Genomic DNA, 25,672 nt, shown 5'->3' with positions numbered 1-25,672 from the left:
GTCACCTTCCGGGTCGGGGCCATATAGAAGCGGCACCTTAGCCCAGATAGAAGGCGGGCACATAAGTAGACCCGGGCTCAAACTTGATATGGGAAAACTCCTACATAAAGTTGAGTATCGGGCTACAAAAAGTTTGAGAGTTGAAACTAATTGATTCAAGTTTACGCGTTATCAAGTGCGCAGTTACTTGCATGCCGAGGGCATGGAAGTTACTGCGCTCGCATAATACGACCTTTCAGCTTGGGCTGGTACGCCCGGTCATTTCCCGCGCCATTTCGCTGGCATAGCTGTCGGTCATGCCGGCGATGAAATCGATCATGCGCAGGAACGCGCTGTGCAGCGAGCTGGACGGGTCTGGCGCATTGTTGCCCAGCAGGTCGAGGATGCGCCGGTGCTTGAACGACGGGGTGCGCCCGCCATGCTGCTCCAGGGCGGCACCGCAGAAGGCATTGAGCAGGATCTCCAGCGTGGTATAGGCGCCGATCTCGTGCAGGGTCTTGCGTTTGTCCTGGAAGATCTTCTTGCGTGCCATGTCCTTGGCCTGCAGTACACAGCGCTTGGCCGGGCCATGCATGTGCTCGACCAGATCGCCTGACAGGGTGCCGGCCAGCAGGGCGTGCTGCTGTTCGACGAATGCCCGCGCAGCGGCGTTGGTCAGGTGCTCGATGGCCTTGCCGCGCAAGATCGCCAGCTTGCGTCGGCGTGAATCGCCAGGGCCCAGCTGACGGTAGGTCTGCGGCAGATCATCGCCCACCAGACCGAGCAGCAGCGCCTCGACTTCGGCATAGTCGAGCAGCTCCATTTCCAGGCCGTCCTCCAGGTCGATCAGCGCGTAACAGATGTCGTCGGCGGCCTCCATCAGGTACACCAGCGGGTGACGTGCCCAGCGCTGCGGCTCGAGCTGCGGCATGCCCAGCTTGCGCGCGATCTGCTCGAGCAGCGGCAGTTCGCTCTGGTAACAGCCGAACTTGTGCTTCTTGTAGCCCAGCGCATCGGCGTGGCGGGCGGTCCAGGGGTACTTGAGGTAGGTGCCCAGGGTGGCGTAGGTCAGGCGTGTGCCGCCGTCGAACTGGTGGTATTCCAGTTGGGTGAGCACGCGAAAACCCTGGGCGTTGCCTTCGAAATTGAGGAAGTCGCCACGTTCGGCATCGCTCATCGCGTCGAGCCAGCCGCGTCCGGCCGCCTGCTGGAACCAGTGGCGTATTGCATCTTCGCCCGAGTGACCGAACGGCGGGTTGCCGATGTCATGGGCCAGGCAGGCCGATTGCACGACCATGCCCAGATCACTCGGGTCGCACCAGTGCGGCAGGCTCTCGCGCAGGGTCTCGCCGACGCGCATGCCCAGCGAGCGGCCCACGCAGCTGACTTCCAGCGAGTGGGTCAGGCGGGTATGGATATGGTCGTTGCTGGTGACCGGGTGCACCTGGGTCTTGCGCCCCAGGCGGCGGAAGGCACCCGAGAAGATGATCCTGTCGTGGTCCTTGTGAAACGGGCTGCGCCCCAGTTCTTCGGGGCTGTGCAGGGTCTTGCCGAGACGTTCGCGGGTAAGCAGGGTATGCCAGTCCAAGGCCGGTTCTCCAGTGCGGGGGCTGGCGCCTAGCTTCCCGTGTCGCGGCCCTGGCCGCAAGCCTCAGAGGCCGTCGGCATCCAGGTCGATCAGCAGCAGGCGCTGGCCATCATCGAAGCATTGCCCTGCGGTCAGGCAGTACTGGTTGGTGGTGGCGTCGCGGTAGGTGCTGGAAAGTATCAGCCGGCGCTCATCCCAGCCTTCGGCCAGCAGGTGGTAGAAATACGGTCGCCAGGACCAGTTGTGGCCCAGATAACGTGCATCCACGTGCCAGCGCTGATCACGCCACTCCAGGTTGGGGGTGAGCTGGGTGCCGTGCCGGTCGCACAGAAAAAAGCGCAGTACCCAGGGATAGGCGGCCAGGTTCGGCAGGTGCTCCAGCGGCGCGTTGGCCAACGCCCACGCCTGCAGTTGCGGCATCAGTTCACTGAGCTGATGGCGACGCTGCATCAGGCGCCCGCGCTCCGCCAGCTTGGCCTGCACATAACGCTGACGCAGTTCGGCAAAGTGCGCGACAAATGCATCGGCGGCAAAGAACCCGGCCTGGGCCTGGGCGAACAGGTGGCCCTGCAGATAACGCGCACCGCATTCCAGGGCAAAGTTGAGTTCAGCTTCGGTCTCGACGCCTTCAGCGATGATCCAGCACCCGGTTTTTTCGGCCATCTGCGCCAGGGCCTTGACCACTTCGCTGCTTGGCCCGCCGCGTGCGGCGGCCTGAAACAGGCGCATGTCGAGCTTGAGAATGTCGGGCTGCAGCGCCAGTACCCGGTCCAGTTGCGAGTAGCCGGCGCCAAAATCGTCGATGGCGATCCGGGCGCCGGCCTGCCGGTAGCGCGCCACCACCTCTGCAAGACGCTGCAGGTCGCCCCCCAGCTCGGTGATTTCGAACACCAGCCGGCGCGGGTCCACGCCCGCCTGCTGCACTTGCAGCAGGCTGGGCAAAGGCTGCCCAGCCTCCAACTCGCTGATCCAGCGTGGTGAGATATTGAGGCTCAGGAACCAATCGTCCGGCGCCTGCCGGAAGCGCCGCAGGGCCTGGCCGCGCAGCTCGCGGTCGAGCGCACGCAAATCTTCGGACGGCTGCTGTGGGTCGGCGAACAACGGGCCCACGGAAAGCGGCTGGCCGTCGGCCTGCACCAGGCGGCCGAGCGACTCGATGCCGGCAATAAGGCCGGTGGCCGTATCGATAAAGGGCTGATAGCAGGCGAGCGGTTGCCCGTCGAACACGGCGACTCCTTGGCTTGAACGTGACGACTGGCCGGGCGGCCAGCAACGGCGGGCCACACCCGCCGCCTCGTTTTGCAAGAATGCAGCCAGCTTTCGCCTAGCGCTTGCCTGACTGCATGAACAGCCTGATCAGCGGCGCCAGGCTGCTGCCCAGGCCCGCCAGGCGGGTCAGGCTGCCGCTGCGCGCGCCCTTGCCGGTCAGGAACCCGAGCAGCACCACGGCGCCGATGCCCCACAGTGGCCCGTGCTTGATGCCCAGGCCACCTTGCAACCCGCCTTGCAAGGAGTCACCCATGCTGCGCAGGCGGGTCAGCGGCTTGAGCACCTGGCCGGACTCATGCCGGATCTCCTGGCGGTGCATTTCCAGGCGCAGGCGTATCAGCGCCTTGCGCAGTTCGCGTCGATCGGTGGTTTTCGGCAGTTCAGGCAGGCTCATGGCAACAGGCGCTCCCGGTCCTTGGCGAGTTCTTCGAGGGTGGCATGGAACGGCGACGATTCGTCGAACACTGCCGCTTTCAGGCGCAGGCCGCAGAACGCTGCCGCCAACCCGTAGAACACACACAGGCCGATGATGCCGGCCAGGCGGTAGCTGTCCCACAGCAGGATCAGCAGCAGCGCCGACAGGCCGGTGAGCAACAGCAGGGCGAACACCAGGGCCAGCCCGGCGAACAGCAGCAGGCTCAGGGTGCGTGCCTTCTGCTCCTGCAGTTCGATGCCGAACAATTCGACGTGGCCGTGCAGCAGGCCGAGGATCGCCGCGCCCAGGCGCCGCGAGGACGAGCCGGTGGTTTCGGTTTCCATACCAGGGGCCTCAGCGACGGCTGGCCAGCAGGCCGATCAGAAAGCCGACGCCCGCCGCGATGCCGACGGACTGCCAGGGGTTGGTCTGTACGTAGTCCTCGGTGGCGCTGAGTGCCGCCTGGCCGCGTTCACGCACCGACTCCTGGGTCTGCTGCAGGCTTTGGCGGGCGCGCAGCAGGCTGTCATGGATCTGCGTGCGCAGCTCGTCGGCCTGGTCGCCTGCCAGGGTGGCGCTGTGTTCCAGGAGCTTTTCGGTGTCGCGCACCAGGGTCTGGAAGTCAGCCATCAGAATGTCTTGAGCAGTCTTTGCCGTTTTGCTGGCCATGGGTCTCTCCGTGTCGAGTGGGCGTTTGGGATTTCGAGTGCAGGGCGGCGCGGAAGGTTCAGTGAAATCGGCACTGGTACAGCATTTGCTTTGCCCTGGTGCAACCGAACGGGTGCGCGCGCCAAATCCGGGCGTCGGCGCACAACCGCTCGGTCAACCTTAACCCAATCCACGACAAACCCAGGAAAAAACTCCAGGCCGGCGCAATCAGCGTCCGCGAGAAGACAGCAATGCGGTCCAGGATGGTGCGCGCGTGGTGTGTTCGAACCGCTTTGGTGCTTTTTTCGTACAGCAGGCCTGCCCAACACATGGAACATTTGCAATCCGCGGTGGACTCACTGGTCCAAGGCTCCAACACCCTGTTCATCCTGCTTGGTGCCGTCATGGTGCTGGCCATGCATGCCGGTTTCGCTTTTCTCGAGGTGGGCACGGTTCGGCACAAGAACCAGGTCAATGCGCTGTCCAAGATTCTCAGCGATTTTGCCGTCTCGACCCTGGCGTACTTCTTCGTCGGCTACTGGCTGTCGTACGGCGTGCACTTCCTGCACCCGGCCGCGACGCTGGGGGCTGATCACGGCTACGGGCTGGTGAAGTTTTTCTTCCTGCTGACCTTTGCGGCGGCGATCCCGGCAATTATCTCCGGTGGTATCGCCGAGCGTGCGCGCTTCGCCCCGCAGTTGTGCGCCACGGTGCTGATCGTGGCGCTGGTCTACCCGTTCTTCGAGGGCATGGCGTGGAACGGCAACTTTGGCGTGCAGGCATGGCTGCAGGCGCGCTTCGGTGCTGGCTTCCATGATTTTGCAGGGTCTGTGGTGGTGCATGCCATGGGCGGGTGGCTGGCGCTGGCGGCGGTGCTGCTGCTGGGGCCGCGCAATGGTCGCTACCGTGACGGCAAGCTGGTGGCCTTCGCCCCGTCCAACATTCCGTTCCTGGCGCTGGGTTCATGGATCCTGATCGTCGGCTGGTTCGGCTTCAACGTGATGAGCGCACAGACCCTGCAGGGTGTCAGCGGGCTGGTCGCGGTCAATTCGCTGATGGCCATGGTCGGCGGTACGGTGGCCGCGCTGGTGGTCGGGCGCAATGACCCGGGCTTCTTGCACAACGGCCCGCTGGCCGGGCTGGTGGCGATCTGCGCCGGCTCCGACCTGATGCACCCGGTCGGTGCGCTGGCCACCGGCGCGATTGCCGGGGCCTTGTTCGTGTGGTGTTTCACCGCCACCCAGAACCGCTGGAAGATCGACGATGTACTCGGTGTGTGGCCACTGCACGGGGTGTGCGGCGTGTGGGGCGGGATCGCCTGCGGGATCTTCGGCCAGGTGGCATTGGGAGGGCTGGGCGGGGTCAGTCTGGTCAGCCAGCTTGTCGGTACCCTGGCCGGAATAGCGGTGGCGCTGCTGGGCGGGCTTGCCGTGTATGGCGGTATCAAGTGGGCGTTGGGCCTGCGCCTGAGCCAGGAGCAGGAGTACTACGGCGCCGACCTGTCGATCCACAAGATCGGCGCCACCAGCCACGATTGAGTGGCCTCAGCGCCCGTGCAGCAGGCGTGCCTGGCAGGCTTCGATGGCTGCGGTGGGGCCACTGAGCAGCACTGCATCGCCGGCGTGCAGGCAGGTGTCGGTGGCCAGCGCCAGGTCCTCGCCGTCGCGCTGCACGGCCTGCACCTCGACGCCCAGCAGGTCCAGCGCCAGTTCTGTCAGTGGGCGCCCGCAGGCATACGCTTCGGCGCCAAGGTTGACCGCGTGCAGCATCACCTTGGGCAGGCCCTCGCTGTCCACCGGGCTGGTCTGTGCACCCTGGTAGAAACCGTGCAGCAGCCGGTAACGGCTGTGGCGCACTTCGTCGATACGCTGTTGCACACGTTCCTGCGGCACGCCCAGCATCACCAGCGCGTGGGAGGCGAGCATCAGGCTCGACTCCAGCAGTTCCGGTACCACTGCCGTTGCGCCGGCCGCGCGCAGTTCGTCGCGCAGGCTGTCGTCGCGGGTGCGCACCAGGATCGGCACCTGGGTGTTGAGGTGGCGCGCGGCCTTGAGCACGCTGATGGCGATGTCGGTCTTGTCCACTGCGATCACCAGCAGGCGTGCACGTTCCAGGCCGATGGCCGCCAGCAGTTCGCCGCGCCGCGAATCGCCATAGTGCACGCAGTGTTCGCCGGCAGCGGCTTCCTGAACCCGCACCGGGTCATCGTCCAGGGCGATGAAGGCGTGCTGCTCGCGACGCAGGAAGCGCCCGATGGACTGCCCCACACGGCCGTAGCCGCAGATCAGCACGTGGCCGCTGAGTGCGGCGCTCTGCGCCTGGATCTCTTCGAGCTGCACCTCCTGGTTGGGCTTGCGGTGCAGGCGGGCGGCGAGGGCGGGGGCGCCACGCAGCATCAGCGGGGTGACCAGCATCGAGCAGAAGGTGGCGGCCAGCAGCAGGTGCCCGAGGGCGTCGGGCAGCAGGTGGGTCTGCTGCATCTGGGCCATCAGTGCAAAGCAGAATTCGCCGCCCTGGGCCAGGGCCAGGCCACTGCGCCAGGCGGTTTCGCTGTCGCTGCCGCGCAGCTTGACCAGCACGGCCACCACCGTGCCCTTGACCGCCAGCAAGGCCAGGGTCAGGCCGAGGATGGCCAGGCCATGGCTGGCAAACAGCTGCAGGTCGATCAGCATGCCGATACTGACGAAGAACAGCCCCAGCAGGATGTCGCGAAAGGGCCGGATGTCGGCTTCGATCTGGTGGCGATAGTTGCTTTCGCCCAGCAGCATGCCCGCCAGGAACGCCCCCAGCGCCGGTGACAGGCCCAGCAGGTGGGTGAGCCAGGCGGTGAGCAGCACGATCACCAGCGCCAGCAGCACGAACAGCTCGGCCGAGTGCGAGCGGGCCACCTCATGGAACAGGCGCGGCAGCAGCCATCGGCTGGCCAGCAGCAGGCCGACGAACAGGATCACGGTCTTGCCCAGGGTCAGCGGCAGTGCCCAGTACCAGGCCTGGCCGCTCTGGCCGGCGAACACCGGCACCAGGGTCAGCAGCAACACCGCGACCACGTCCTGGAACAGCAGCACGCCGATGGCGTTCTGGCCATGGCTGCTGAAGATTTCGCCCAGGCTGCTCAGCTCCTTGCTGACGATGGCGGTCGATGACAAGGCCAGCCCCGCCCCCAGCAGCAGCGCTGCGCCGGTGGACATGCCGAGCAGTGAAAGCAGGCCGGCCAGCAGGACGCTCGAACAGATCACCTGCAGGCTGCCCAGGCCGAACACCACACGGCGCAGGGCGAGCATCTTGCTCAGGGAGAATTCCAGGCCCAGGGAAAACAGCAGGAACACCACGCCCATTTCCGCAAGGTCGGGCAGCTCCTCGCTTTCGTTCACCCAGTCCAGCGCCGTGGGGCCCACGAACAGGCCGACGCACAGGTAGCCCAGTACCGGGGGCAGTTGCAGGCGCCTGAACAGGGCAATGACGACCAGTGACGAGGCCAGGATGATCAGCAGGTTGGCAAACACTCGATACGCTCCATGGGGCAAGGCGGGTCTTTCGTGCAGTTGGTAGCGGGCAGTGGGCAAAAAAAACGCTCAGGCTACAGTGTGTTCGGTGGTGCTCGATTGATCTGTGTCAGGCTGCCGGCCATTGTCGTGGATACCTCGACTGGGCCCGTATCCAGACCTAGAATGGTGATCCGTTTCCAGCCTTTGCGGTACTGTCCCATGCCTCCTGAAACACAACTGTTCGGTACCCTGGGCTGTCACCTGTGTGAAGTGGCCGAGGCTATCCTCATGCCGTTCGTTGAGCACGGGCTGCTGGTCGAGCTGGTCGATATTGCCGACCGCGAGGAGAATGTCGACCGTTATGGCTTGCTGATTCCCGTGCTGCGTCGCTGCGATACCGGCGCGGAGCTGAGCTGGCCGTTCGACGCGGACCAGGTGGTGGCTTTCCTGCGCTGAGCCCTCGGGACGTTTACATGCGCATGCACAAATACAGGTGCAGTGGCGCGGTTGGCGTTGGAGAATCGTCCTCGCAGCCTATGGCTGCGACGAATTCTCAACCGCCAAGGAGTGGCGAACATGAACCTGAGTCCGCATTTCACACTAGAAGAACTGACGGCTTCCGACACGGCCCTGCGTGAGGGCCTCGACAACACCCCAGCGCCCGATGCCCTGGCCAATCTGTGCCGCTTGAGCCAGTGCCTGGAGCAACTGCGTCACAAGGTCGGGCGCCCAATCCGAGTCAGCAGCGCCTACCGCAGCGCCGAAGTCAACCGCCGGGTCGGCGGGGCACCCGGCAGTGCGCACACCCTGGGCCTGGCCGCCGACATCATGGTCTCGGACATGCCCGCCCGCGCGCTGGCACAACAGGTGATCGACAGCGGCCTGGCCTTCGATCAACTGATCCTCGAGTTCGACCGCTGGGTCCACCTGGCGCTTGCCGAAGGGGCGGGGCGCCAGCAGGTGCTGACGGTGCGCGAAGGCACCGGTTATCTGCCGGGCTTGCAGTGACTACTGTTCATTCATACACTGTATGTAAATACAGTTATCGAGTGAGCGCTTGCGCCAGAGGGACCGGACGATGGTCAACGTCGAACAATTGAAATACAGCGTCAACCGCATGTCCGTCGAGCAGGTGCGCGAAGCTGTCCTCGAACTGCGCCTGGACGGCCTGGTGACCGAGGGAAAAACGCCCTTCAGCAAGGTGCATTTCAACACCTGCTTTGCCGAGATCGAAGCGCTCTTTCAGCGTGCCGGCTATCACCGTCCGCTGGATGTGGTGGGGTATCAGGGCTTGCTGTATGCGCTCTACGACCCAGGCCGCTGGGAGGCGGTGGAGGTGCTGCGCTGGCTCAAGGAGTTCACCGAGGCGGCGGCAAGCCAGGCTGGCTGAGCGGGCGGCCATGCAGGATAATGGCCGCCCAACCCCAGGCGAGCGTGTTCATGAGTGTCCCCTTCGATCCGGCCCAGCATCAGGCCAGTACCGTGTGCCTGCCACCAGGTAACTGGGCCACCGTGCTCGATTGCCTGTGCGATCACTTCAAGGCCATCAGTCGCGAACAGTGGCTCGACCGTATTGCGCGGGGGCGGGTGCTGGACGCACAGGGGGCGCCGATCATGCTGGGGTTGGCCTACAAGCCCGGCTTGCGCATCCACTATTTTCGCGAAGTGCCCAACGAGAAGCCGATCCCGGTGCAGGAGCACATCCTGCACATCGATGAACACCTGGTGGTGGCCGACAAACCGCACTTCCTGCCGGTGACGCCAACGGGTGAGTACGTCGAGCACACCCTGCTGCGTCGCCTGATCCGACGCCTCGACAACCCGCACCTGGTGCCGTTGCACCGTATCGATCGGCATACTGCCGGGCTGGTGCTGTTTTCCGCCAACCCGCAGAGCCGTTCGGCCTACCAGCAACTGTTCCCCACCCGCCAGATCGACAAGCACTACCAGGCCATCGCCCGTGCCTTGCCTGAGCGGGCGTTCCCCCTGGTGCACAAAAGCCGGCTGGTCAATGGCGAGCCGTTCTTTCGCATGCAGGAAGTGGAGGGTGCCAGCAACAGCGAGACGATTGCCCAGGTGCTGGAGAAGAACGGCGAGTGGTGGCGCTATGGCCTGTCGCCGGTGACCGGCAAGACTCATCAGTTGCGCGTGCACATGACCGCACTGGGCGCGAGCATCTGCAACGATCCGTTCTACCCTGAGGTACTGCAGGGCGCGGACGACTACGCAAAGCCGCTCAAGTTGCTGGCCCACAACCTGCGCTTCAAGGATCCGCTGATGGGCGAGGAGCGTTACTTCGAAAGCCGGCTGACGCTCGACTGGTAGGCCGCTGTCGGCGCACAACCGGCAGGGTTGTGCGCCACAGGGTTTAGCGGTTGAAGCGTTCCACCAGCGAGTACTGGGTGGTGGCGGTCAAGGTCAGCTGTTCGCTGAGCAGCGCGGAATGCTGAGCCTGCTCCGAGGTCTGGTCGGCCAGTTCGGCAATGGTGCTGATGTTGCGGCTGATTTCATCGGCCACGGCGGTCTGCTCTTCGGTGGCGGCGGCAATCTGGGTGGTCATGTCGGTGATGTTGGCCACCGCTTCGCTGATGCCCACCAGTGCCTGGTCCGCTTCCATTACCCGCGCCACACCTTCCTCGGCCTGGCGATGGCCGGCTTCCATGGTTTGCACGGCGTTGCTGGCAGTCTGCTGCAGCTTGGCGATCAGGCCGTGGATCTGCCCGGTCGATTCGCTGGTGCGCTGCGCCAGCTGGCGCACTTCGTCGGCCACTACCGCAAAGCCGCGGCCCATCTCGCCGGCGCGTGCCGCCTCGATGGCAGCGTTGAGCGCCAGCAGGTTGGTCTGGTCGGCAATACCCTTGATCACATCGACCACGCCACCGATCTCGTCGCTGTCGCGGGCCAGTTGGGTCACGGTCAGGCCGGTCTCGCCAACGGCGGTGGACAGGCGCTGGATCGCGTCGCGGGTTTCGCCGGCAATGTCACGACCGCGGCCGGTCAGGCGGTTGGCTTCCTGGGTGGCATCGGCGGTGCGCTGCACGTGGTTGGCCACTTCCTGGGTAGTGGCGGCCATCTGGTTGACAGCGGCGGCGACCTGTTCGGTTTCGACGCGCTGACGTTCCAGGCCCGAGGAGCTGTTGTGGGCCAGTACGTCGGATTGACGTGCTTGCTCGTTGAGGTGCTCGGCGGTGTCCTGCAGACGGGTCAGGCAGGTCTTGAGGCGGGCATCCTGGCTGAGCATGGCCATCTCCAGGCGCGCCTGTACACCGCGGCTGTCGGTGTACATCTGTGCGATCAGCGGGTCGGAGGTGGTCTGTTCAGCCAGGCGCAGCAAGCGCTTGAGGCCGCGCTGCTGCCAGCTCAGGCCCAGCAGGCCCAGCGGTACCGACAGGCCGGCGGCCACGGCGAAGCCCCACGAGTGGCCCAGCCAGCTGCCGATCAGGAAGCCGACCTGGCTGACCAGGATGAACGGCAGCCAGTCCTGCAGTACCGGCAACCAGCGGTCGCGGCGCGGGATGGCCGGCTTGCCCTGGTTGATGCGCTGGTACAGCTCTTCGGCGCGGCGGACCTGCTCGGCGCTGGGCTTGACCCGCACCGACTCATAGCCGACCACCTGGTTGTTTTCGAACACCGGCGTCACGTAGGCGTTCACCCAGTAGTGATCACCCGACTTGCAGCGGTTCTTGACAATGCCCATCCACGGCAAGCCTTGCTTGAGGGTGCTCCACATATGCGCAAACACGGCCGGCGGCACATCCGGGTGCCGAACCAGGTTGTGTGGCGCACGAATGAGCTCCTCCCGCGAAAAGCCGCTGATCTCGACGAAGGCATCGTTGCAATAGGTGATCACACCCTTGGCATCGGTGGTCGAAATCAGGCGTTGTTGTGCAGGGAAAGTACGTTCGCGCTGGGTAATCGGCTGATTGTTACGCATAAGCTGTTCTATCCGGGAGGCTTTCGTGAGGTATCGGCAGATAGGCGTTTTTATTGAATGGATATTTAAGGAATATTGATCCGGCTCAAGGTGCGCTTTCTGGTCGTGGTGTAGTTGAAGTGTGCAAAGTTCTGAAAATTATCGGCATTCTTTCATAGGTTTGTCACATTAGTCAGCTAATGACCAGTGGTTCACGGTATCGCCAGCTGAGGGTAGGTAAAGCCTGAAAAATGGATCAGGTTGACGCCGAAATGCGTGACCACCGCTGCCAGCAGGCCGCCATATCGGTAGGCCAGGCCGTAGCCGATACCGGCCAGGCTCCCCAGCAGCATCCAGTGCCAGCCCGCCCCCAGGTGCGCCAGGCCGAACAGCCCGGCGGCCAGCACCAACGCCAGGCTATCGCCCCGGGGGATGCGTGCGAACCAGCGTTGCAGGCCGCCCTGCAGGTAACCGCGAAACAGTGCCTCTTCGGCCAGGCTCACCAGCAGCAGGTTGTTGAGCGCCCACAGCCACGCGGTGGCCGGCCATTTCGGCGCCCAGGCCAGCATGCCCAGCAGCCAGGCACCGCCCAGGCAAACCGTCGCCGTCAGCGGCAGGGCCAGCGCCACGCTGGCCCAGCCATGGCGCAGGCCGCGTGCCCGCACGATCCACGGGCACGCCAGCAACAGCCATAGCGCGATCAGTGGCTTGTCGAGGTTGAGGTACATCGAGAAGGGTGTGGCATCCGCCGTCAGGCGCTGTGCGTCGATCACCAGGGCGTTGTGAAAACCGGGCAGGGCATGCACCGCCAGACCGGTCGCCACGGCGACGAACAGGCCGTGGCCCAGTCCTGTGAGCCAGCGTCGGCAGGGGCGCCGCACCAGCCAGCCGGCACCGAACAGCGCGATGAAGCTGCAGGCCGCCGCAGGGCCGAGGCTGCCGTAGGCCAAGGCCAGGGCATAACCGCAGGTGAACAGAAACAGCCCGATCCATTGGGGCGCAAGCATGGTCAATCCTTAAAGGTACAGCGCAGGGTCGGCAGCGCGACTGGCCAACCCTGCGCCAGGGCACGTGCTAGCCCGCGATCAGTTGTCTGAGCACGTAATGCAGGATACCGCCGGCCTTGAAGTATTCCACTTCGTTGAGCGTATCGATACGGCACAGCACCTGAATCTGCTCCTGTGCACCGTTTTCGCGGGTGATGCGCAGGGTCAGGTTCATGTGCGGGCGTATCTGGGTGTTGCTCAGCCCAACGATGTCCAACTGCTCCCGGCCGTTCAGGCCCAGGGTCTTGCGGCTCTGGCCCTCGGCAAACTGCAGCGCCAGTACGCCCATGCCTACCAGATTGGAGCGGTGGATGCGTTCGAAGCTTTCGGCCAGCACGGCCTTGACCCCGAGCAGGTTGGTGCCCTTGGCGGCCCAGTCGCGGCTGGACCCGGTACCGTATTCCTGCCCGGCAATCACCACCAGTGGCGTGCCTTCAGCCTGGTAGCGCATGGCCGCATCGTAGATCGCCAGCTTCTCGCCGCTGGGCACATGCACGGTGTTGCCGCCTTCTTCGCCGCCGAGCATTTCATTGCGGATGCGGATGTTGGCGAAGGTGCCGCGCATCATCACTTCATGATTGCCCCGGCGCGAGCCGTACGAGTTGAAGTCGCGTGGCTCCACGCCCTTGTCGCGCAGGTAGCGCCCGGCCGGGCTGTCGGCCTTGATGTTGCCGGCGGGAGAAATGTGATCGGTGGTCACCGAGTCGCCCAGCAGGGCCAGCACGCGGGCGCCCTGGATATCCTGGATGAGCGGCAACGGTTCGGTGATGTCGTCGAAGAACGGCGGGTGCTGGATATAGGTGGAGTCTTGCTGCCACACATAGGTGGCTGCCTGCGGCACCTCGATGGCCTGCCATTGGGCGTCGCCGGCGAACACTTCGGCGTACTCCTTGTGGAACATCGCGGTGTCGACCTTGGCCACGGCGGCGGCAATCTCCTGCTGGCTGGGCCAGATGTCGCGCAGGTACACCGGCTGGCCGTCCTTGCCGGTGCCCAGCGGCTCGCTGGTCAGGTCTACACGTACGCTGCCGGCCAAGGCGTAGGCCACCACCAGCGGTGGCGATGCCAGCCAGTTGGTCTTGACCAGCGGGTGCACACGGCCTTCGAAGTTGCGGTTGCCCGACAGTACCGAGGCCACCGTGAGGTCTGCCTGGGTGATGGCTTTCTCGATCGGTTCGGCCAGCGGGCCGGAGTTGCCGATGCAGGTAGTACAGCCGTAGCCCACCAGAGCGAAGCCCAGGGCATCGAGATAGGGGGTGAGCCCTGCGGCATTGTAGTAGTCGGTGACCACCTTGGAGCCGGGCGCCAGCGAGCTCTTGACCCAGGGTTTGCGCTGCAGGCCCTTTTCCACGGCCTTTTTCGCCACCAGGCCGGCAGCCATCATCACGCTGGGGTTTGAGGTGTTGGTGCACGAGGTAATGGCGGCGATCACCACCGCACCGTCCTTGAGCAGGTGATTGGCGCCCTCGTATTCGAAGCTTGCCTCGCCGGCCTGATCGGCGTTGCCGACCGCAACGCCGCCGCCACCTTCGCTTTCCAGGCGGCCGACCTCCTTGCTCGAGACTTTGGGTTGCAGGCTGATGAAGCTGTTGAACGCCTGGCTGACCTGCGACAGCGCCACGCGGTCCTGGGGGCGCTTGGGGCCGGCCAGGCTGGCCTCGACTTCATCCATGTCCAGCGCCAGCGCGTCGGTGAACGCCGGCTCCTGGCCGGGCAGACGCCACAGGCCCTGGGCCTTGCAGTAGGCCTCGACCAGTTGCACGGTGTCCGCCGGGCGCCCCGACAGGCGCAGGTAATCCAGGGTCACGTCGTCCACTGGGAAGAAGCCACAGGTGGCACCGTATTCGGGAGCCATGTTGGCAATGGTTGCGCGGTCGGCCAGGGGCAATTGGGCCAGGCCGTCACCGTAGAACTCGACGAATTTGCCGACCACGCCTTTCTTGCGCAGCATCTGCGTCACCGTCAGCACCAGGTCGGTGGCGGTGATGCCCTCGCGCAGCTTGCCGCTGAGCTTGAAGCCGATCACCTCGGGGATCAGCATCGACACCGGCTGGCCGAGCATGGCCGCCTCCGCCTCGATGCCGCCCACGCCCCAGCCCAGCACGCCGAGGCCGTTGATCATGGTGGTGTGTGAGTCGGTGCCCACCAGCGTGTCGGGGAAGGCGTAGGTGCGCCCGTCTTCCTCACGGGTCCACACGGTGCGGCCCAGGTACTCCAGGTTGACCTGGTGGCAGATGCCGGTGCCGGGCGGTACCACGCTGAAGTTGTCGAAGGCATTCTGCCCCCAGCGCAGGAACGCGTAGCGCTCGCCATTGCGCTGCATCTCGATGTCGACGTTTTCGCCGAAGGCCTGCGGGCTGGCGTAGCGGTCGACCATCACCGAGTGGTCGATCACCAGGTCCACTGGCGACAGCGGGTTGATCCGCTGCGGGTCGCCGCCGGCCTTGGCCATGGCGGCACGCATGGCCGCCAGGTCGACCACGGCGGGTACGCCGGTGAAGTCCTGCATCAATACCCGCGCAGGGCGGTACTGGATCTCGCGGTCCGAACGATGCTGCTGCAGCCAGTCGGCCAGCGCGTGCAGGTCCTGGCCGGTGACGGTCTTGCCGTCTTCCCAGCGCAGCAGGTTTTCCAGCAGCACCTTGAGCGACATGGGCAGGCGCTGCAGGTCGCCGAGGCTGCGGGCGGCTTCGGTCAGGCTGTAGTAATGGTATTCACGGTTTTGCACCGTCAGGGTCTTGAGGGTTTTCAGGCTGTCGAGCGAGGGCATCTGCCAACTCCTTCTGCGTCGGTGCCTGGCAATCATCCTTGCAGTCGCCAGTTCACCGCCTCTGTGACGGTCCGCACGGCACGGACCTGGCTGAACGGTCAGGTTAGCCCTGTTTGGCGGGCCTGACCAAGTACTGGACCGGCGGGGCGTGTCGCCAGTTCCTAAACTGCTTTATCATTCGCCGATTTGTCGGGTGCCTGTGTTGCGCCCGGTCAGGCTTGGTGTACCTGCCAGCCGTTCTGGAGTAATTGATGAATACCCTGTTTATGCATTGCCGGCCCGGTTTCGAGGGTGAAGTGTGTGCCGAGATCGCCGAGCATGCTGCACGCCTGGGGGTTGCCGGTTATGCCAAGGGCAAGCCGCAGAGCGCCTGCGCCGAATTTGTGTGCAACGATGCCGAGGGTGCCGAGCGGCTGATGCGCGAACTGCGTTTCAAGCAGTTGATCTTCCCGCGCCAGTGGGCCCGTGGCAGCTTTGTCGAGTTGCCCGAGACCGACCGCGTCAGCGTGCTGCTCGAACACCTGGCCAGCTACCCGGTGTGCGGCAGCGTGTGGCTGGAGGTGATGGACACCAACGACGGCAAGGAACTGTCGACCTTCTGCCGCAAGTTCGAGGCGCCACTGTGCAAGGCGTTGACCAAGGCGGGTCGGCTGGTCGAGGACGACAGCAAGCCACGCCTGCTGCTGACCTTCGTCAGTGGCAGGCGCGTGTTCGTCGGCCTGGCGGCGGCGGACAACTCGGCGATGTGGCCGATGGGCATCCCGCGCCTGAAGTTTCCGCGCGAGGCGCCGAGCCGTTCGACGCTCAAGCTCGAGGAGGCCTGGCACCATTTCATCCCGCGCGACCAGTGGGAACAGCGCCTGTCCGGCGACATGACCGGGGTCGACCTGGGGGCGGCGCCGGGTGGCTGGACCTACCAACTGGTCAAGCGCGGCATGCTGGTGACCGCCATCGACAACGGGCCGATGGCCGAGAGCCTGATGGACACCGGGTTGGTGCAGCACCTGATGGCGGACGGCTTTACCTTCAAGCCCAGGCAGACCGTTGACTGGATGGTGTGCGACATCGTCGAGAAGCCGGCGCGCAGCGCGGCGCTGCTCGAGACCTGGCTGGGCGAGGGGCTGTGCCGCGAGGCGGTGGTCAACCTCAAGCTGCCGATGAAGCAGCGCTATGCCGAAGTGCGGCGTTTGCTCGAGCGCATCGAAGAGGGCTTCAAGGCGCGCAAGATCAAGGTGTCGATCGGCTGCAAGCAGCTGTATCACGATCGTGAAGAGGTGACATGCCACCTGCGTCGCCTGGATATGAAGCCGCGTTGAACCCTTCGCTGGCAAGCCAGCTCCCACAGGGTTTTGCGGCGCTCACAGAACCTGTGGGAGCTGGCTTGCCAGCGAAGAGGCCCTCAAGACCAACACCGAATAACCGCAGCCCCCGGAGTACCTGATGACCGATTTCACCCCTGACGCGACCCTGGACGCCACCGGCCTCAACTGCCCCGAGCCGGTCATGATGCTGCACCAGGCCATCCGTGACATGGCGGCCGGCGGCCTGCTCAAGGTGATCGCCACCGACCCCTCGACCCGGCGCGACATTCCCAAGTTCTGCGCCTTCCTCGACCATGAGCTGGTGGGGCAGCAGGAGGACGCCGGTACCTACCTGTACTGGATCCGCAAGAAAGCCGGCTAACTCCGGGCCTGCTGGCGAATGCGCTTGCGCGCACTGCGCGCCAGGCGCACTGAGAGCATCAACGCCGCACAGGTCAAACCGACGATCAGCCCTTGCCACAAGCCACTCGGGCCGCTGGCCGGGCCAAAATGCTCGGTCAGCCCCAGCAGGTAACCCACGGGCAAGCCGATGCCCCAGTAGGCGAACAAGGTCAGGATCATCGTCACCCGGGTGTCCTGATAACCGCGCAGGGCCCCGGCAGCCGTCACCTGGATCGCATCCGAGAACTGGAACAGCGCCGAATATACGATCAGCATCGAGGCAATCTGGATCACTGCCGTATCTGTGGTGTAGATGCTGGCGATCGGTTCGCGCAGCCACAGCATCAGGCTGGCTGAAAAGCACGCGTAGGCCAGCGCCGTGCCCATGCCCACCCCGGCGGCAAAGCGTGCCTGGCGCGCATCGCCGGCCCCGATGGCCTGGCCGACACGCACGGTCACGGCCATGCCCAGCGAGTAGGGGATCATGAACACCAGCGAGCTGACGTTCAGGGCAATCTGATGCCCGGCCACCACGGTCGCGCCAAGGCTGCCGATCAACAGCGCAATCACCCCGAAGATGCTCGATTCGGCGAATACCGCGATGCCGATCGGCAGGCCCACGGTGAGCAGGCGCTTGATCACCGGCCATTGTGGCCAGTCGAAGCGGGCGAACACCTGGGCCTGGCGATACGCTGCCGCCCGGCCGACCCACAGCGCCATGGCCAGCGCCATGAACCACATCACGATACCGCTGGCCCAGCCGCAGCCTACGCCGCCCATGGCCGGCAGGCCCAGGTGGCCGTAAATGAACACATAGTTGAGCGGGATGTTCAGCATCAGCCCGCTGAGCCCTATCACCATGCTCGGGCGCGTACGGCCCAGACCGTCGCTGCAGCAGCGCAGCACGTAGTATAGCGCCACCGCCGGCAGGCCGAAGGCGATGCCTTGCAGGTAGCCCATGCACGGCGCGATCAGTTCGGGGTCGACCTTCATCAGGTGCAGCACAGGCTCGGCGCCGAGCAGCAGGGCGCAGCCGCCCAGGCCGACCACCCCCGCCAGCCACAAGGCCTGGCGCACCAGCGGGCCGATCTCGGCGTACTGCCCGGCACCGAAGCGCTGCGCCACCTTGGGTGTGGTGGCCAGCAGGATGCCGGTCATCAGCAGGAACACCGGTACCCAGATCGAATTGCCCAGGGCCACGGCTGCCAGGTCGCGCGGGCCGACCCGCCCGGCCATCACCGCATCGACGAAACCCATGGCGGTAGTGGCCAGTTGCGCGATGATGATCGGCGTGGCCAGGCGCAGCAGGCTGCGTGCTTCGGTGCCCACCCGCGCGGGGCGAGAGAGGCGGGTGGTGTCGGCGTTCAGGTGCGTCAAGGCAGGCGTCCACAATAAAGGCGCGGAAAACCGCCTAGTCTACGCCTTGACGCCTTGGTCAGGAAATACGCGGGCAGGCTTTATCTTGGCTGGATCGGGCCGACCGTATGGGCCTACACTGCGCTCCCCTACAGGAGAGCGCCATGCTGATTGTTGCCGACGAGAATATTCCGCTGCTCGATGCCTTCTTTGCGGGTTTCGGCGAGCTTCGCCGTTACCCCGGGCGCAGCATCGATCGCGCCTGTGTGCAGGACGCCGATGTGCTGCTGGTGCGCTCGGTGACCACGGTTGACCAGGCCCTGCTCGAGGGCAGCCGGGTGCGCTTTGTCGGTACCTGCACCATCGGCACCGACCACCTGGCGCTGGATTACTTCGCCCAGGCCGGCATCCAGTGGTCCAGCGCGCCGGGTTGCAATGCCCGCGGGGTGGTCGACTACGTGCTGGGCAGCCTGCTGACCCTGGCCGAGCTCGATGGCGTGGCGCTGGCCCAGCGTACCTATGGGGTGATTGGTGCCGGCGAGGTGGGTGGGCGCCTGGTCGAGGTGTTGCGCGGGCTGGGGTGGGCGGTGCGGGTGTGTGATCCGCTGCGCCAGGCGGTCGAGGGTGGGGATTACGTGAGCCTGGACCAGGTGCTGGCCGAGTGCGATGTGATCAGCCTGCACACGCCGTTGACCAAGGCTGGCGAACACCCGACCTGGCACCTGCTCGACGCCGAGCGCCTGGCGCGCCTGCGTCCCGGCGCGTGGCTGATCAATGCCAGCCGGGGGCCGGTGGTGGACAATGGCGCGTTGCGCGGCCTGTTGCAGGCGCGCGACGACGTGCAGGCGGTGCTCGATGTGTGGGAGGGCGAGCCGCAGGTGGATGTGGCCCTGGTCGACCTGTGCGTGATTGCCACGCCGCATATTGCCGGCTACAGCCTGGACGGCAAGCAGCGGGGGACCGCGCAGATCTACCAGGCATTCTGTGCCTGGCGCGGGGAGGCCGAGACGGTGCGGTTGGCCGACCTGCTGCCACGCCCATGGCTGGCGCAACTGAGCCTGCAGGCCGAAACCGACCCGGCCTGGGCCTTGGCCACGCTGTGCCGTGCGGTGTACGACCCGCGCCGCGACGATGCCGAGTTTCGCCGCAGCCTGAGCGCCGATTCGCAGGCGCAACGGCTGGCCTTCGATGTGCTGCGCAAGCAGTACCCACCGCGACGCGAGATCGAGGGGCTGGCGGTGCGCATCGAGGGTGATGCGCCCGAGTTGCAGCAGATGGTAAGGGCAGTGGGCGCAGTGTTGGCATAGTGCTTGAGTTGCGTCGCCCCCTTCGCTGGCAAGCCAGCTCCCACAGGTACAGCACCTTCCTCGGGATCGGTGGATGTTCTGTGGGAGCTGGCTTGCCAGCGAAGAGGCCGGGCCAGCCAATGCTGAAATACCAGGCATAAAAAACCCGGCACCAGGCCGGGTTGATTGAATAAGGGGCTCAGTCTTTCTTGGCGAGCTCTACCCGGCTTTTCTCCAGGTCCTCGCAGGCTTTCTTGATCATGTCTTCGGTGATCTCGATTTCCCTGCCCTGGGCATCGATGATCGATCCGCACGCCGGGTTCGGGTGGCCGGAGTGCTTTGCTTCATTGGTGCTGTTCTGCAAGGTCATTTCCTGTCTCCTCATCAGGTTTCGCGCTCAGACTAGATCTGCGACATGACCGCTCTGTGACAGTTCCATCGACGATCCGTGACGGTTACCAGTCCACCAGAAAGTAAGACAAATCGCCAGTGCCACTTTAGAACTAAACGCTCTAGCTACTGCCTTGCATGGGCGTGGCCGCACTTGGTGTAGGCTGTAGTTACCCATGGATAAACAAAAGCCACTTATGCCCAGCCTTCTTTCTTCCCGCCAACGCCAGGCCCTGCAACTGGCCTGGCGTTTCATTCGGCCCTATCGCACCCAGGCCCTGGGCGCGCTGTTGGCGCTGGTGGTCACCGCCGGCATCACGCTGTCGATGGGGCAGGGCATCCGCCTGCTGGTCGACCAGGGTTTCATGACCCAGTCGCCGCACCTGCTCAACCAATCCATCGGCCTGTTCATGCTGCTGGTGCTGGCGCTGGCCGTGGGCACCTTCAGCCGTTTCTACCTGGTGTCCTGGATTGGCGAGCGGTGTGTGGCGGATATACGCCAGCAGGTGTTCGACCATCTGGTGTACCTGCACCCGGGCTTTTTCGAGAGTAATCGCAGCTCCGAGATCCAATCGCGCCTGACCGCCGATACCACCCTGCTGCAGTCGGTGATCGGCTCGTCGCTGTCGCTGTTCCTGCGCAACGCACTGATGGTGCTGGGCGGTATCGTGCTGCTGTTTGTCACCAACCCCAAGCTCACCAGCATCGTGGTGCTGGCCCTGCCATTGGTGCTGGCGCCGATCCTGATTTTTGGCCGACGCGTGCGCAGCCTGTCACGCCAGAGCCAGGACCGGATCGCCGACGTGGGCAGCTATGTGGCCGAAACCCTCGGCCAGATCAAGACGGTGCAGGCCTACAATCACCAGGCCCGTGACCAGCAGCGCTTCGGCCTGACGGTGGAGGCGGCGTTCAGCACGGCGCGCCAGCGCATCGTGCAGCGTGCCTGGCTGATCACCCTGGTGATCGTGCTGGTGCTGGGCGCTGTCGGGGTGATGCTGTGGGTGGGCGGCATGGACGTGATCGCCGGGCGCATTTCCGGCGGCGAGCTGGCGGCCTTCGTCTTCTACAGCCTGATCGTCGGCAGTGCCTTCGGCACCTTGAGTGAAGTGATCGGCGAGTTGCAGCGCGCGGCCGGGGCGGCAGAGCGGATTGCCGAACTGCTGGCCGCGCGCAGCGAGATCCATGCCCCCGCAACGGGGCTGGAGCGCCTGCCGGCACGGGTCAGTGGGCGCCTGGAGCTGCAGGATGTGCACTTTGCCTACCCTTCGCGGCCCACGCCGGCGGCCATCGATGGCTTGAGCCTTAGCGTGATGCCCGGCGAGACGCTGGCGCTGGTCGGGCCTTCCGGGGCGGGCAAGTCGACGCTGTTCGACCTGCTGCTGCGCTTCTACGACCCGCAGCAGGGGCAGATCCTGCTGGACGGCCAGGCACTGACCCGGCTCGACCCGCAGGACCTGCGCCGGCATTTTGCGCTGGTGGCGCAGACCCCGGCGCTGTTCTACGGCAGTGTCGAGGACAATATTCGCTACGGTCGCGCCGATGCCAGCAGCGCCGAGGTCGAGGCGGCGGCGCGCAGTGCGCATGCCCACGAGTTCATCCTGCAACTGCCGCAGGGCTACCAGACCCATCTGGGCGATGCCGGGCTGGGGTTGTCGGGCGGGCAGCGTCAGCGCCTGGCGATTGCGCGGGCGCTGCTGGTGGATGCGCCGATACTGCTGCTGGACGAAGCCACCAGCGCCCTCGATGCGCAAAGCGAGCACCTGATCCAGCAGGCCTTGCCGGCCCTGATGGCAGGGCGCACCACGCTGGTCATCGCGCACCGCCTGGCCACCGTGCAGCACGCCGACCGGATCGCCGTGATCGATCAGGGGCGGCTGGTGGCAATCGGCACGCACCGCCAACTGATCGCCGAAAACCCGCTGTACGCGCGGCTGGCCGCCTTGCAGTTCAATGCGGCATGAAGGAAATGTGACAGGATTTACACGGCTGTCACATTTTTGTAGCAATGCCCTGAGACTATCGAATCAGCTGTTGCGTAATGCTCAATGCAGTTTGGCTGCCGTCGCTCGATGGCAGCTTTTTTTTGCCCGGTGAACGAGGACAAGGACGTCTTTGACTGGTGGCACCTGGTGCTCGCCAGTTCCCCTATCCCTTGTTCCGAGATCCTTCCCGATGTCTCTGCGTAAATCCTTGCGACTGCAAATTCTTGCCCTGCTGGGCGGCAGCCTGCTGGCGATGCTGTTGATTGCCCTGGTGTGCTTCCAGTTCCTGTCGGCCAGTGTGCGTGGCTACGGTCAACTGGTCGAAGGGCCGCTGCAGGCCTCGCAATTGATCGATGAGGCCAACCTGCAGTTCAAGGTGCAGGTGCAGGAGTGGAAGAACGTGCTGCTGCGCGGCAGGCAGCCGGCCGAGCTCGACAAGTACTGGCAGCAGTTCGCGGCTCGCGAGCAGCAGGTGCAGACGCTGCTGGCACAACTGGTGCGTGACAATGGCGCGGATACAGCGCTCAAGGCGCGGCTGCAGGCGCTCAAGGACAGCCATGCGCAGCTTGGCGTCGCCTATGCACGCGGGCGCGATGCATTCGTGGCTGCCGGGGCCGACCCCGCCGCAGGGGATCAGGCGGTCAAGGGCGTGGACCGTGCCACCAGCGAGCAGATGAGCGAGCTGGTCAGCCAGTTGCGCGCCGATGCCCAGGTGCAGGCTGCAGCCATCAGTGCCAGCGCCCAGCGTACGGTGTGGCTGGGCCTGCTGGTGATGCTCGGCTCGGCGCTGGCCATTGCGCTGCTGAGCCTGTGGCTGGTCAACCGTAGCCTGATCGAGCCGATCCGTCGCCTGATCGAGTATGTCGCGCACCTGAGCCAGGGGCGCTTCGATGCCCGTGTGGCCAGTGACCGCCAGGACGAACTCGGGCGTCTGGCCGTGGCCGCCAATACCCTGCGTGACTTTCTGGCCGACACCGTGGGGCGGCTGCAGGGTAATGCCGGAGAGCTGGAGGCGGCCAGTGGCGAGCTGCGCAGCCTGGCTGCCGGCATGGCGCGTGGCACCGACGATCAGTTCCAGCGCACCGACCAGGTGGCTACGGCGATGCATGAGATGTCCGCCACGGCCCAGGAAGTCGCCCGCCATGCCGCCGATGCGGCGCGCGCGGCAGACGACGCCGATCACAGTGCCCAGGCCGGCGAGCAGGTGATGCAGGCGACCATTGCCACCATCGATGCGGTCAACCGGGAGATTGCCGGCACCGCGGCGGTGATCCGCCATCTGGAGCAGGACAGTGCCCGTATCGGCAAAGTGCTGGAGGTGATTCGCGCGATCGCCGAACAGACCAACCTGCTGGCGCTCAATGCCGCCATCGAGGCGGCGCGTGCCGGCGAGGCTGGGCGCGGCTTCGCGGTGGTGGCCGACGAAGTGCGCAACCTGGCCCAGCGCACGGCGGCGTCGATTGCCGAAATCAACCTGATCATCAGTGCCGTGCAGTCGGGCGCGCTCGAGGCGGTCAAGGCCATCGAAAGCGGCCAGGTGCGCAGCGAGGAGGGGGCCGAGCAGGTACAGCGCGCGGGTGAGATGCTGCAGCGCATCACCCACGCGGTCGAAGCGATCCGCGACATGAACCGCCAGATCGCCACTGCTGCCGAAGAGCAGACCAGCGTGGCCGAGGACATCTCGCGCAACCTGGTGCAGATCACCTGCATCGCCACCACCAACCAGGCTGCGGTGCAGCGTACCGAGCAGGCCGGTCATCGCCTGCATGACCTCTCCGGGCAATTGGGCGAAGTCACGGCGCGCCTGAGGGCCTGAGTGGGGGAAATCCGCCACATGCTGGCACGCTTGCCTGGCAATGTGGCGGATTGTCGCCAGTAAAACGGCTAAAGATGGGGTGCGACCACACGTCCTAGCTATTAGTCGTTGGTCTTGCTTGAGTTGGCCCGTTTCATGCTTATGGCGACCCAGGCTTAAGCCTTGCAAGACACCCAGGGTTGCCACGGCAGCCACGGCGTTACGACCGTTCCCCGCTACAACGATACCCCAGCCGCCAGCCAGGCCATTTGCCTGGGCGCCATGCTGAACAAGCCGTGGCCAGCGCGAGCAAAACCATAAGAGACGGGCGTGCACTTAGGGAGTGGCGGTCATTTGCCAACTACTTCACTTCAATTGGATTGAACTATGAAAAAAATCCTGCTGACGCTCCTGTGCCTGAGCGTCGTCGGTTGCTCCAAGCCCAGTGAACCGGAAAAAACCGTCGACGTCCTGTTGATCGGCGGCGGCATCATGAGCGCAAGTCTGGGGACCTACCTCAACGAGCTGGAGCCAGAGTGGTCCATCGACGTCTACGAGCGCATGGACAAGGTCGCCGAGGAAAGCTCCAACGCCTGGAACAACGCCGGTACCGGCCACTCCGCGTTCTGCGAGCTGAACTACACCAGCGAAGCCGCTGACGGCACCATGGACATCAGCAAGGCGGTCGGCGTCAACGAACAGTTCGAGATCTCCAAGCAGTTCTGGGCCTACCAGGTCGAGCAGAAAGTGCTGAACAACCCGACCTCGTTCATCAACAACGTGCCGCACATGAGCTTTGTGTGGGGCGACAAGAACGTCGAGTTCCTCAAGAAGCGCCATGCGGCCCTGCAGCACAGCTCGCTGTTCCGTGGCATGGAGTACTCCGAAGACCACGCGCAGATCCAGAAGTGGGTACCGATCGTGATGGAAGGCCGTGCCGCCGACCAGAAGATCGCGGCAACCCGCATGCCGATCGGCACCGACGTGAACTTCGGCGAGATCACCCGCCAGCTGTTCGCCTCGCTGACCCAGCACGACAACGTCAAGCTGCACACCTCGCACGAAGTGCGTGACATCGTGCGCAACGCCGACAACACCTGGACCGTAGTGGTCGCCGACCTTGCCAACAAGGGTGTCGAGCGCAGCGTCAAGGCCAAGTTCGTGTTCATCGGTGCCGGTGGCGGCGCGCTGAAGCTGCTGCAGAAGTCCGGCATTCCTGAAGCTGACGGCTATGCCGGTTTCCCGGTGGGCGGCCAGTTCCTGATGACCGACAACCAGGACGTCGTCAAGCGCCACAAGGCCAAGCTGTATGGCAAGGCGTCGGTAGGCGCGCCGCCGATGTCGGTGCCGCACCTGGACACCCGTGTCATCGATGGCAAGGAAGTGCTGCTGTTCGGCCCGTTCGCGACCTTCTCCACCAAGTTCCTGAAAAACGGCTCCTTGCTGGACATGTTCTCGGCGCTGACCACCCACAACATCATGCCGATGACCCACGCCGGTATCGACAACATCGACCTGAGCACCTACCTGATGGGCCAGTTGATGCTGAGCTTCGAAGACCGCATGCATAACCTGCGCGAGTACTTCCCGAACGCCAAGAACGAAGACTGGAAACTGCTGCAGGCCGGCCAGCGCGTTCAGGTCATCAAGAAAGACCCTGTACACGGTGGCATCCTGCAGTTCGGTACCGAGGTCGTGGCTGCGCAGGACGGCACCATCGCCGCGCTGCTGGGTGCATCGCCCGGTGCGTCGACGGCTGCACCGATCATGCTGACCGTGCTGGAAAAGACCTTCAAGGATCGCATCAAGACCCCTGAGTGGCAGGCCAAGCTGAAAGAAATCGTGCCGACCTACGGCCAGAAGCTCAACAACAACCTTGAGCTGACCAACCAGACCCGCGAGTGGACCAGCGCGCGTCTGAACCTGCTGTTCGTGCCGGTGCTGCCGGACGAGGCGGCGGTGGCGGTTTCGCAGTAACGTTGCGTCGAGCGCTTCGCCGGTGTTGCCGGCGAAGCTGCTGAGGCAGGCAAAAACCACAAAGCCCGCA

The 25,672-nt window shown here is 64.8% G+C and carries 22 protein-coding genes and 1 pseudogene; 12 read left to right on the top strand and 11 right to left on the bottom strand.

Annotated features, from left to right (window positions below):
- Window positions 1-235: 235 nt before the first annotated feature.
- From KUO17_RS09700 to KUO17_RS09680, 5 genes are all read right to left on the bottom strand, one after another.
- Entirely contained in the window at window positions 236-1,567 is a 1,332-nt protein-coding gene (locus tag KUO17_RS09700; RefSeq protein ID WP_217975319.1) for a deoxyguanosinetriphosphate triphosphohydrolase, read from the bottom strand.
- A gap of 63 nt (window positions 1,568-1,630) precedes the next feature.
- Complete coding sequence (locus tag KUO17_RS09695) at window positions 1,631-2,794, bottom strand: EAL domain-containing protein (RefSeq protein WP_217975318.1); 1,164 nt, start codon at window positions 2,792-2,794, stop codon at window positions 1,631-1,633.
- Between the two features lie 97 nt (window positions 2,795-2,891).
- The gene (locus tag KUO17_RS09690) at window positions 2,892-3,230 is read right to left on the bottom strand and encodes a hypothetical protein (RefSeq protein WP_217975317.1); all 339 of its coding nucleotides are present in this window, start codon (window positions 3,228-3,230) and stop codon (window positions 2,892-2,894) included.
- On the bottom strand, window positions 3,227-3,595 hold the full coding sequence (locus tag KUO17_RS09685; protein WP_217975315.1) for a phage holin family protein: 369 nt from the start codon (window positions 3,593-3,595) through the stop codon (window positions 3,227-3,229). The genes KUO17_RS09690 and KUO17_RS09685 overlap by 4 nt, the downstream gene beginning before the upstream one ends.
- A gap of 10 nt (window positions 3,596-3,605) precedes the next feature.
- Window positions 3,606-3,920: an ElaB/YgaM/YqjD family protein gene (locus tag KUO17_RS09680; RefSeq protein WP_217975313.1), complete on the bottom strand. Its 315-nt coding sequence runs from the start codon at window positions 3,918-3,920 to the stop codon at window positions 3,606-3,608.
- 308 nt (window positions 3,921-4,228) lie between these two features.
- Between KUO17_RS09680 and KUO17_RS09675 the strand changes: the two genes are divergently transcribed.
- On the top strand, window positions 4,229-5,437 hold the full coding sequence (locus KUO17_RS09675; protein ID WP_217975311.1) for an ammonium transporter: 1,209 nt from the start codon (window positions 4,229-4,231) through the stop codon (window positions 5,435-5,437).
- 6 nt (window positions 5,438-5,443) lie between these two features.
- On the opposite strand, the gene KUO17_RS09670 is transcribed toward KUO17_RS09675, so the two are convergent.
- Window positions 5,444-7,402, bottom strand: coding sequence for a monovalent cation:proton antiporter-2 (CPA2) family protein (locus tag KUO17_RS09670; RefSeq protein ID WP_217975310.1), 1,959 nt, complete (start codon window positions 7,400-7,402; stop codon window positions 5,444-5,446).
- A 201-nt stretch (window positions 7,403-7,603) separates the two neighbouring features.
- Between KUO17_RS09670 and KUO17_RS09665 the strand changes: the two genes are divergently transcribed.
- The 4 genes from KUO17_RS09665 to KUO17_RS09650 all read left to right on the top strand — a co-directional run bounded on the left by KUO17_RS09665 (window position 7,604) and on the right by KUO17_RS09650 (window position 9,709).
- A complete protein-coding gene (locus KUO17_RS09665; protein WP_217975308.1) occupies window positions 7,604-7,840 on the top strand; it encodes a glutaredoxin family protein in 237 nt (78 codons plus the stop codon).
- A gap of 120 nt (window positions 7,841-7,960) precedes the next feature.
- Entirely contained in the window at window positions 7,961-8,392 is a 432-nt protein-coding gene (locus tag KUO17_RS09660) for a D-Ala-D-Ala carboxypeptidase family metallohydrolase (RefSeq protein ID WP_217975306.1), read from the top strand.
- Between the two features lie 70 nt (window positions 8,393-8,462).
- Window positions 8,463-8,774 (top strand): transcriptional regulator, encoded by a 312-nt coding sequence (locus KUO17_RS09655; RefSeq protein WP_217975304.1) that lies wholly within the window; start codon window positions 8,463-8,465, stop codon window positions 8,772-8,774.
- A 50-nt stretch (window positions 8,775-8,824) separates the two neighbouring features.
- Entirely contained in the window at window positions 8,825-9,709 is an 885-nt protein-coding gene (locus tag KUO17_RS09650) for a pseudouridine synthase (RefSeq protein WP_217975302.1), read from the top strand.
- 43 nt (window positions 9,710-9,752) lie between these two features.
- Here KUO17_RS09650 and KUO17_RS09645 read toward each other — a convergent pair whose 3' ends face one another.
- The 3 genes from KUO17_RS09645 to acnA form a co-directional block, all read right to left on the bottom strand.
- Entirely contained in the window at window positions 9,753-11,318 is a 1,566-nt protein-coding gene (locus KUO17_RS09645; protein ID WP_217975300.1) for a methyl-accepting chemotaxis protein, read from the bottom strand.
- A 191-nt stretch (window positions 11,319-11,509) separates the two neighbouring features.
- Window positions 11,510-12,304, bottom strand: coding sequence for a CPBP family intramembrane glutamic endopeptidase (locus KUO17_RS09640; RefSeq protein ID WP_217975298.1), 795 nt, complete (start codon window positions 12,302-12,304; stop codon window positions 11,510-11,512).
- Window positions 12,305-12,371: 67 nt separating this feature from the next.
- Window positions 12,372-15,113 (bottom strand): aconitate hydratase AcnA, encoded by a 2,742-nt coding sequence (acnA, locus tag KUO17_RS09635; RefSeq protein WP_217975297.1) that lies wholly within the window; start codon window positions 15,111-15,113, stop codon window positions 12,372-12,374.
- A gap of 251 nt (window positions 15,114-15,364) precedes the next feature.
- Between acnA and rlmM the strand changes: the two genes are divergently transcribed.
- Both rlmM and tusA read left to right on the top strand, forming a co-directional pair.
- On the top strand, window positions 15,365-16,429 hold the full coding sequence (gene rlmM / locus KUO17_RS09630) for a 23S rRNA (cytidine(2498)-2'-O)-methyltransferase RlmM (protein ID WP_217975295.1): 1,065 nt from the start codon (window positions 15,365-15,367) through the stop codon (window positions 16,427-16,429).
- Window positions 16,430-16,553: 124 nt separating this feature from the next.
- Window positions 16,554-16,796, top strand: coding sequence for a sulfurtransferase TusA (gene tusA / locus KUO17_RS09625; RefSeq protein WP_217975293.1), 243 nt, complete (start codon window positions 16,554-16,556; stop codon window positions 16,794-16,796).
- Here tusA and KUO17_RS09620 read toward each other — a convergent pair.
- Window positions 16,793-18,184 carry an MATE family efflux transporter gene (locus KUO17_RS09620; RefSeq protein ID WP_217975374.1) on the bottom strand — a complete coding sequence of 464 codons (1,392 nt, stop codon included), beginning with the start codon at window positions 18,182-18,184 and terminating at the stop codon, window positions 16,793-16,795. The genes tusA and KUO17_RS09620 overlap by 4 nt on opposite strands.
- 152 nt (window positions 18,185-18,336) lie before the next feature.
- Here KUO17_RS09620 and pdxB point away from each other — a divergent pair, with 152 nt between their 5' ends.
- On the top strand, window positions 18,337-19,479 hold the full coding sequence (gene pdxB / locus KUO17_RS09615) for a 4-phosphoerythronate dehydrogenase PdxB (protein WP_217975291.1): 1,143 nt from the start codon (window positions 18,337-18,339) through the stop codon (window positions 19,477-19,479).
- Between the two features lie 178 nt (window positions 19,480-19,657).
- On the opposite strand, the gene KUO17_RS09610 is transcribed toward pdxB, so the two are convergent.
- On the bottom strand, window positions 19,658-19,828 hold the full coding sequence (locus KUO17_RS09610; RefSeq protein ID WP_217975290.1) for a PA1571 family protein: 171 nt from the start codon (window positions 19,826-19,828) through the stop codon (window positions 19,658-19,660).
- Between the two features lie 217 nt (window positions 19,829-20,045).
- On the opposite strand from KUO17_RS09610, the gene KUO17_RS09605 reads away from it, so the two are divergent.
- The 4 genes and pseudogenes from KUO17_RS09605 to mqo all read left to right on the top strand — a co-directional run bounded on the left by KUO17_RS09605 (window position 20,046) and on the right by mqo (window position 25,602).
- Window positions 20,046-21,809: an ABC transporter transmembrane domain-containing protein gene (locus KUO17_RS09605; RefSeq protein ID WP_217975289.1), complete on the top strand. Its 1,764-nt coding sequence runs from the start codon at window positions 20,046-20,048 to the stop codon at window positions 21,807-21,809.
- Between the two features lie 211 nt (window positions 21,810-22,020).
- A pseudogene (locus KUO17_RS27120) lies at window positions 22,021-22,713 on the top strand (methyl-accepting chemotaxis protein); the annotation flags it as partial.
- Window positions 22,714-22,878: 165 nt separating this feature from the next.
- A complete protein-coding gene (locus tag KUO17_RS27115) occupies window positions 22,879-23,646 on the top strand; it encodes a methyl-accepting chemotaxis protein (RefSeq protein WP_425274845.1) in 768 nt (255 codons plus the stop codon).
- 366 nt (window positions 23,647-24,012) lie between these two features.
- Entirely contained in the window at window positions 24,013-25,602 is a 1,590-nt protein-coding gene (gene mqo, locus KUO17_RS09595) for a malate dehydrogenase (quinone) (protein WP_217975287.1), read from the top strand.
- Window positions 25,603-25,672 lie beyond the last annotated feature (70 nt).

Source organism: Pseudomonas aegrilactucae, from assembly GCF_019168305.1.
Lineage (GTDB): Bacteria > Pseudomonadota > Gammaproteobacteria > Pseudomonadales > Pseudomonadaceae > Aquipseudomonas > Aquipseudomonas aegrilactucae.
Note: the sequence above shows the minus strand (reverse complement) of the source record. Positions and strands in the feature narration are given on the sequence as shown.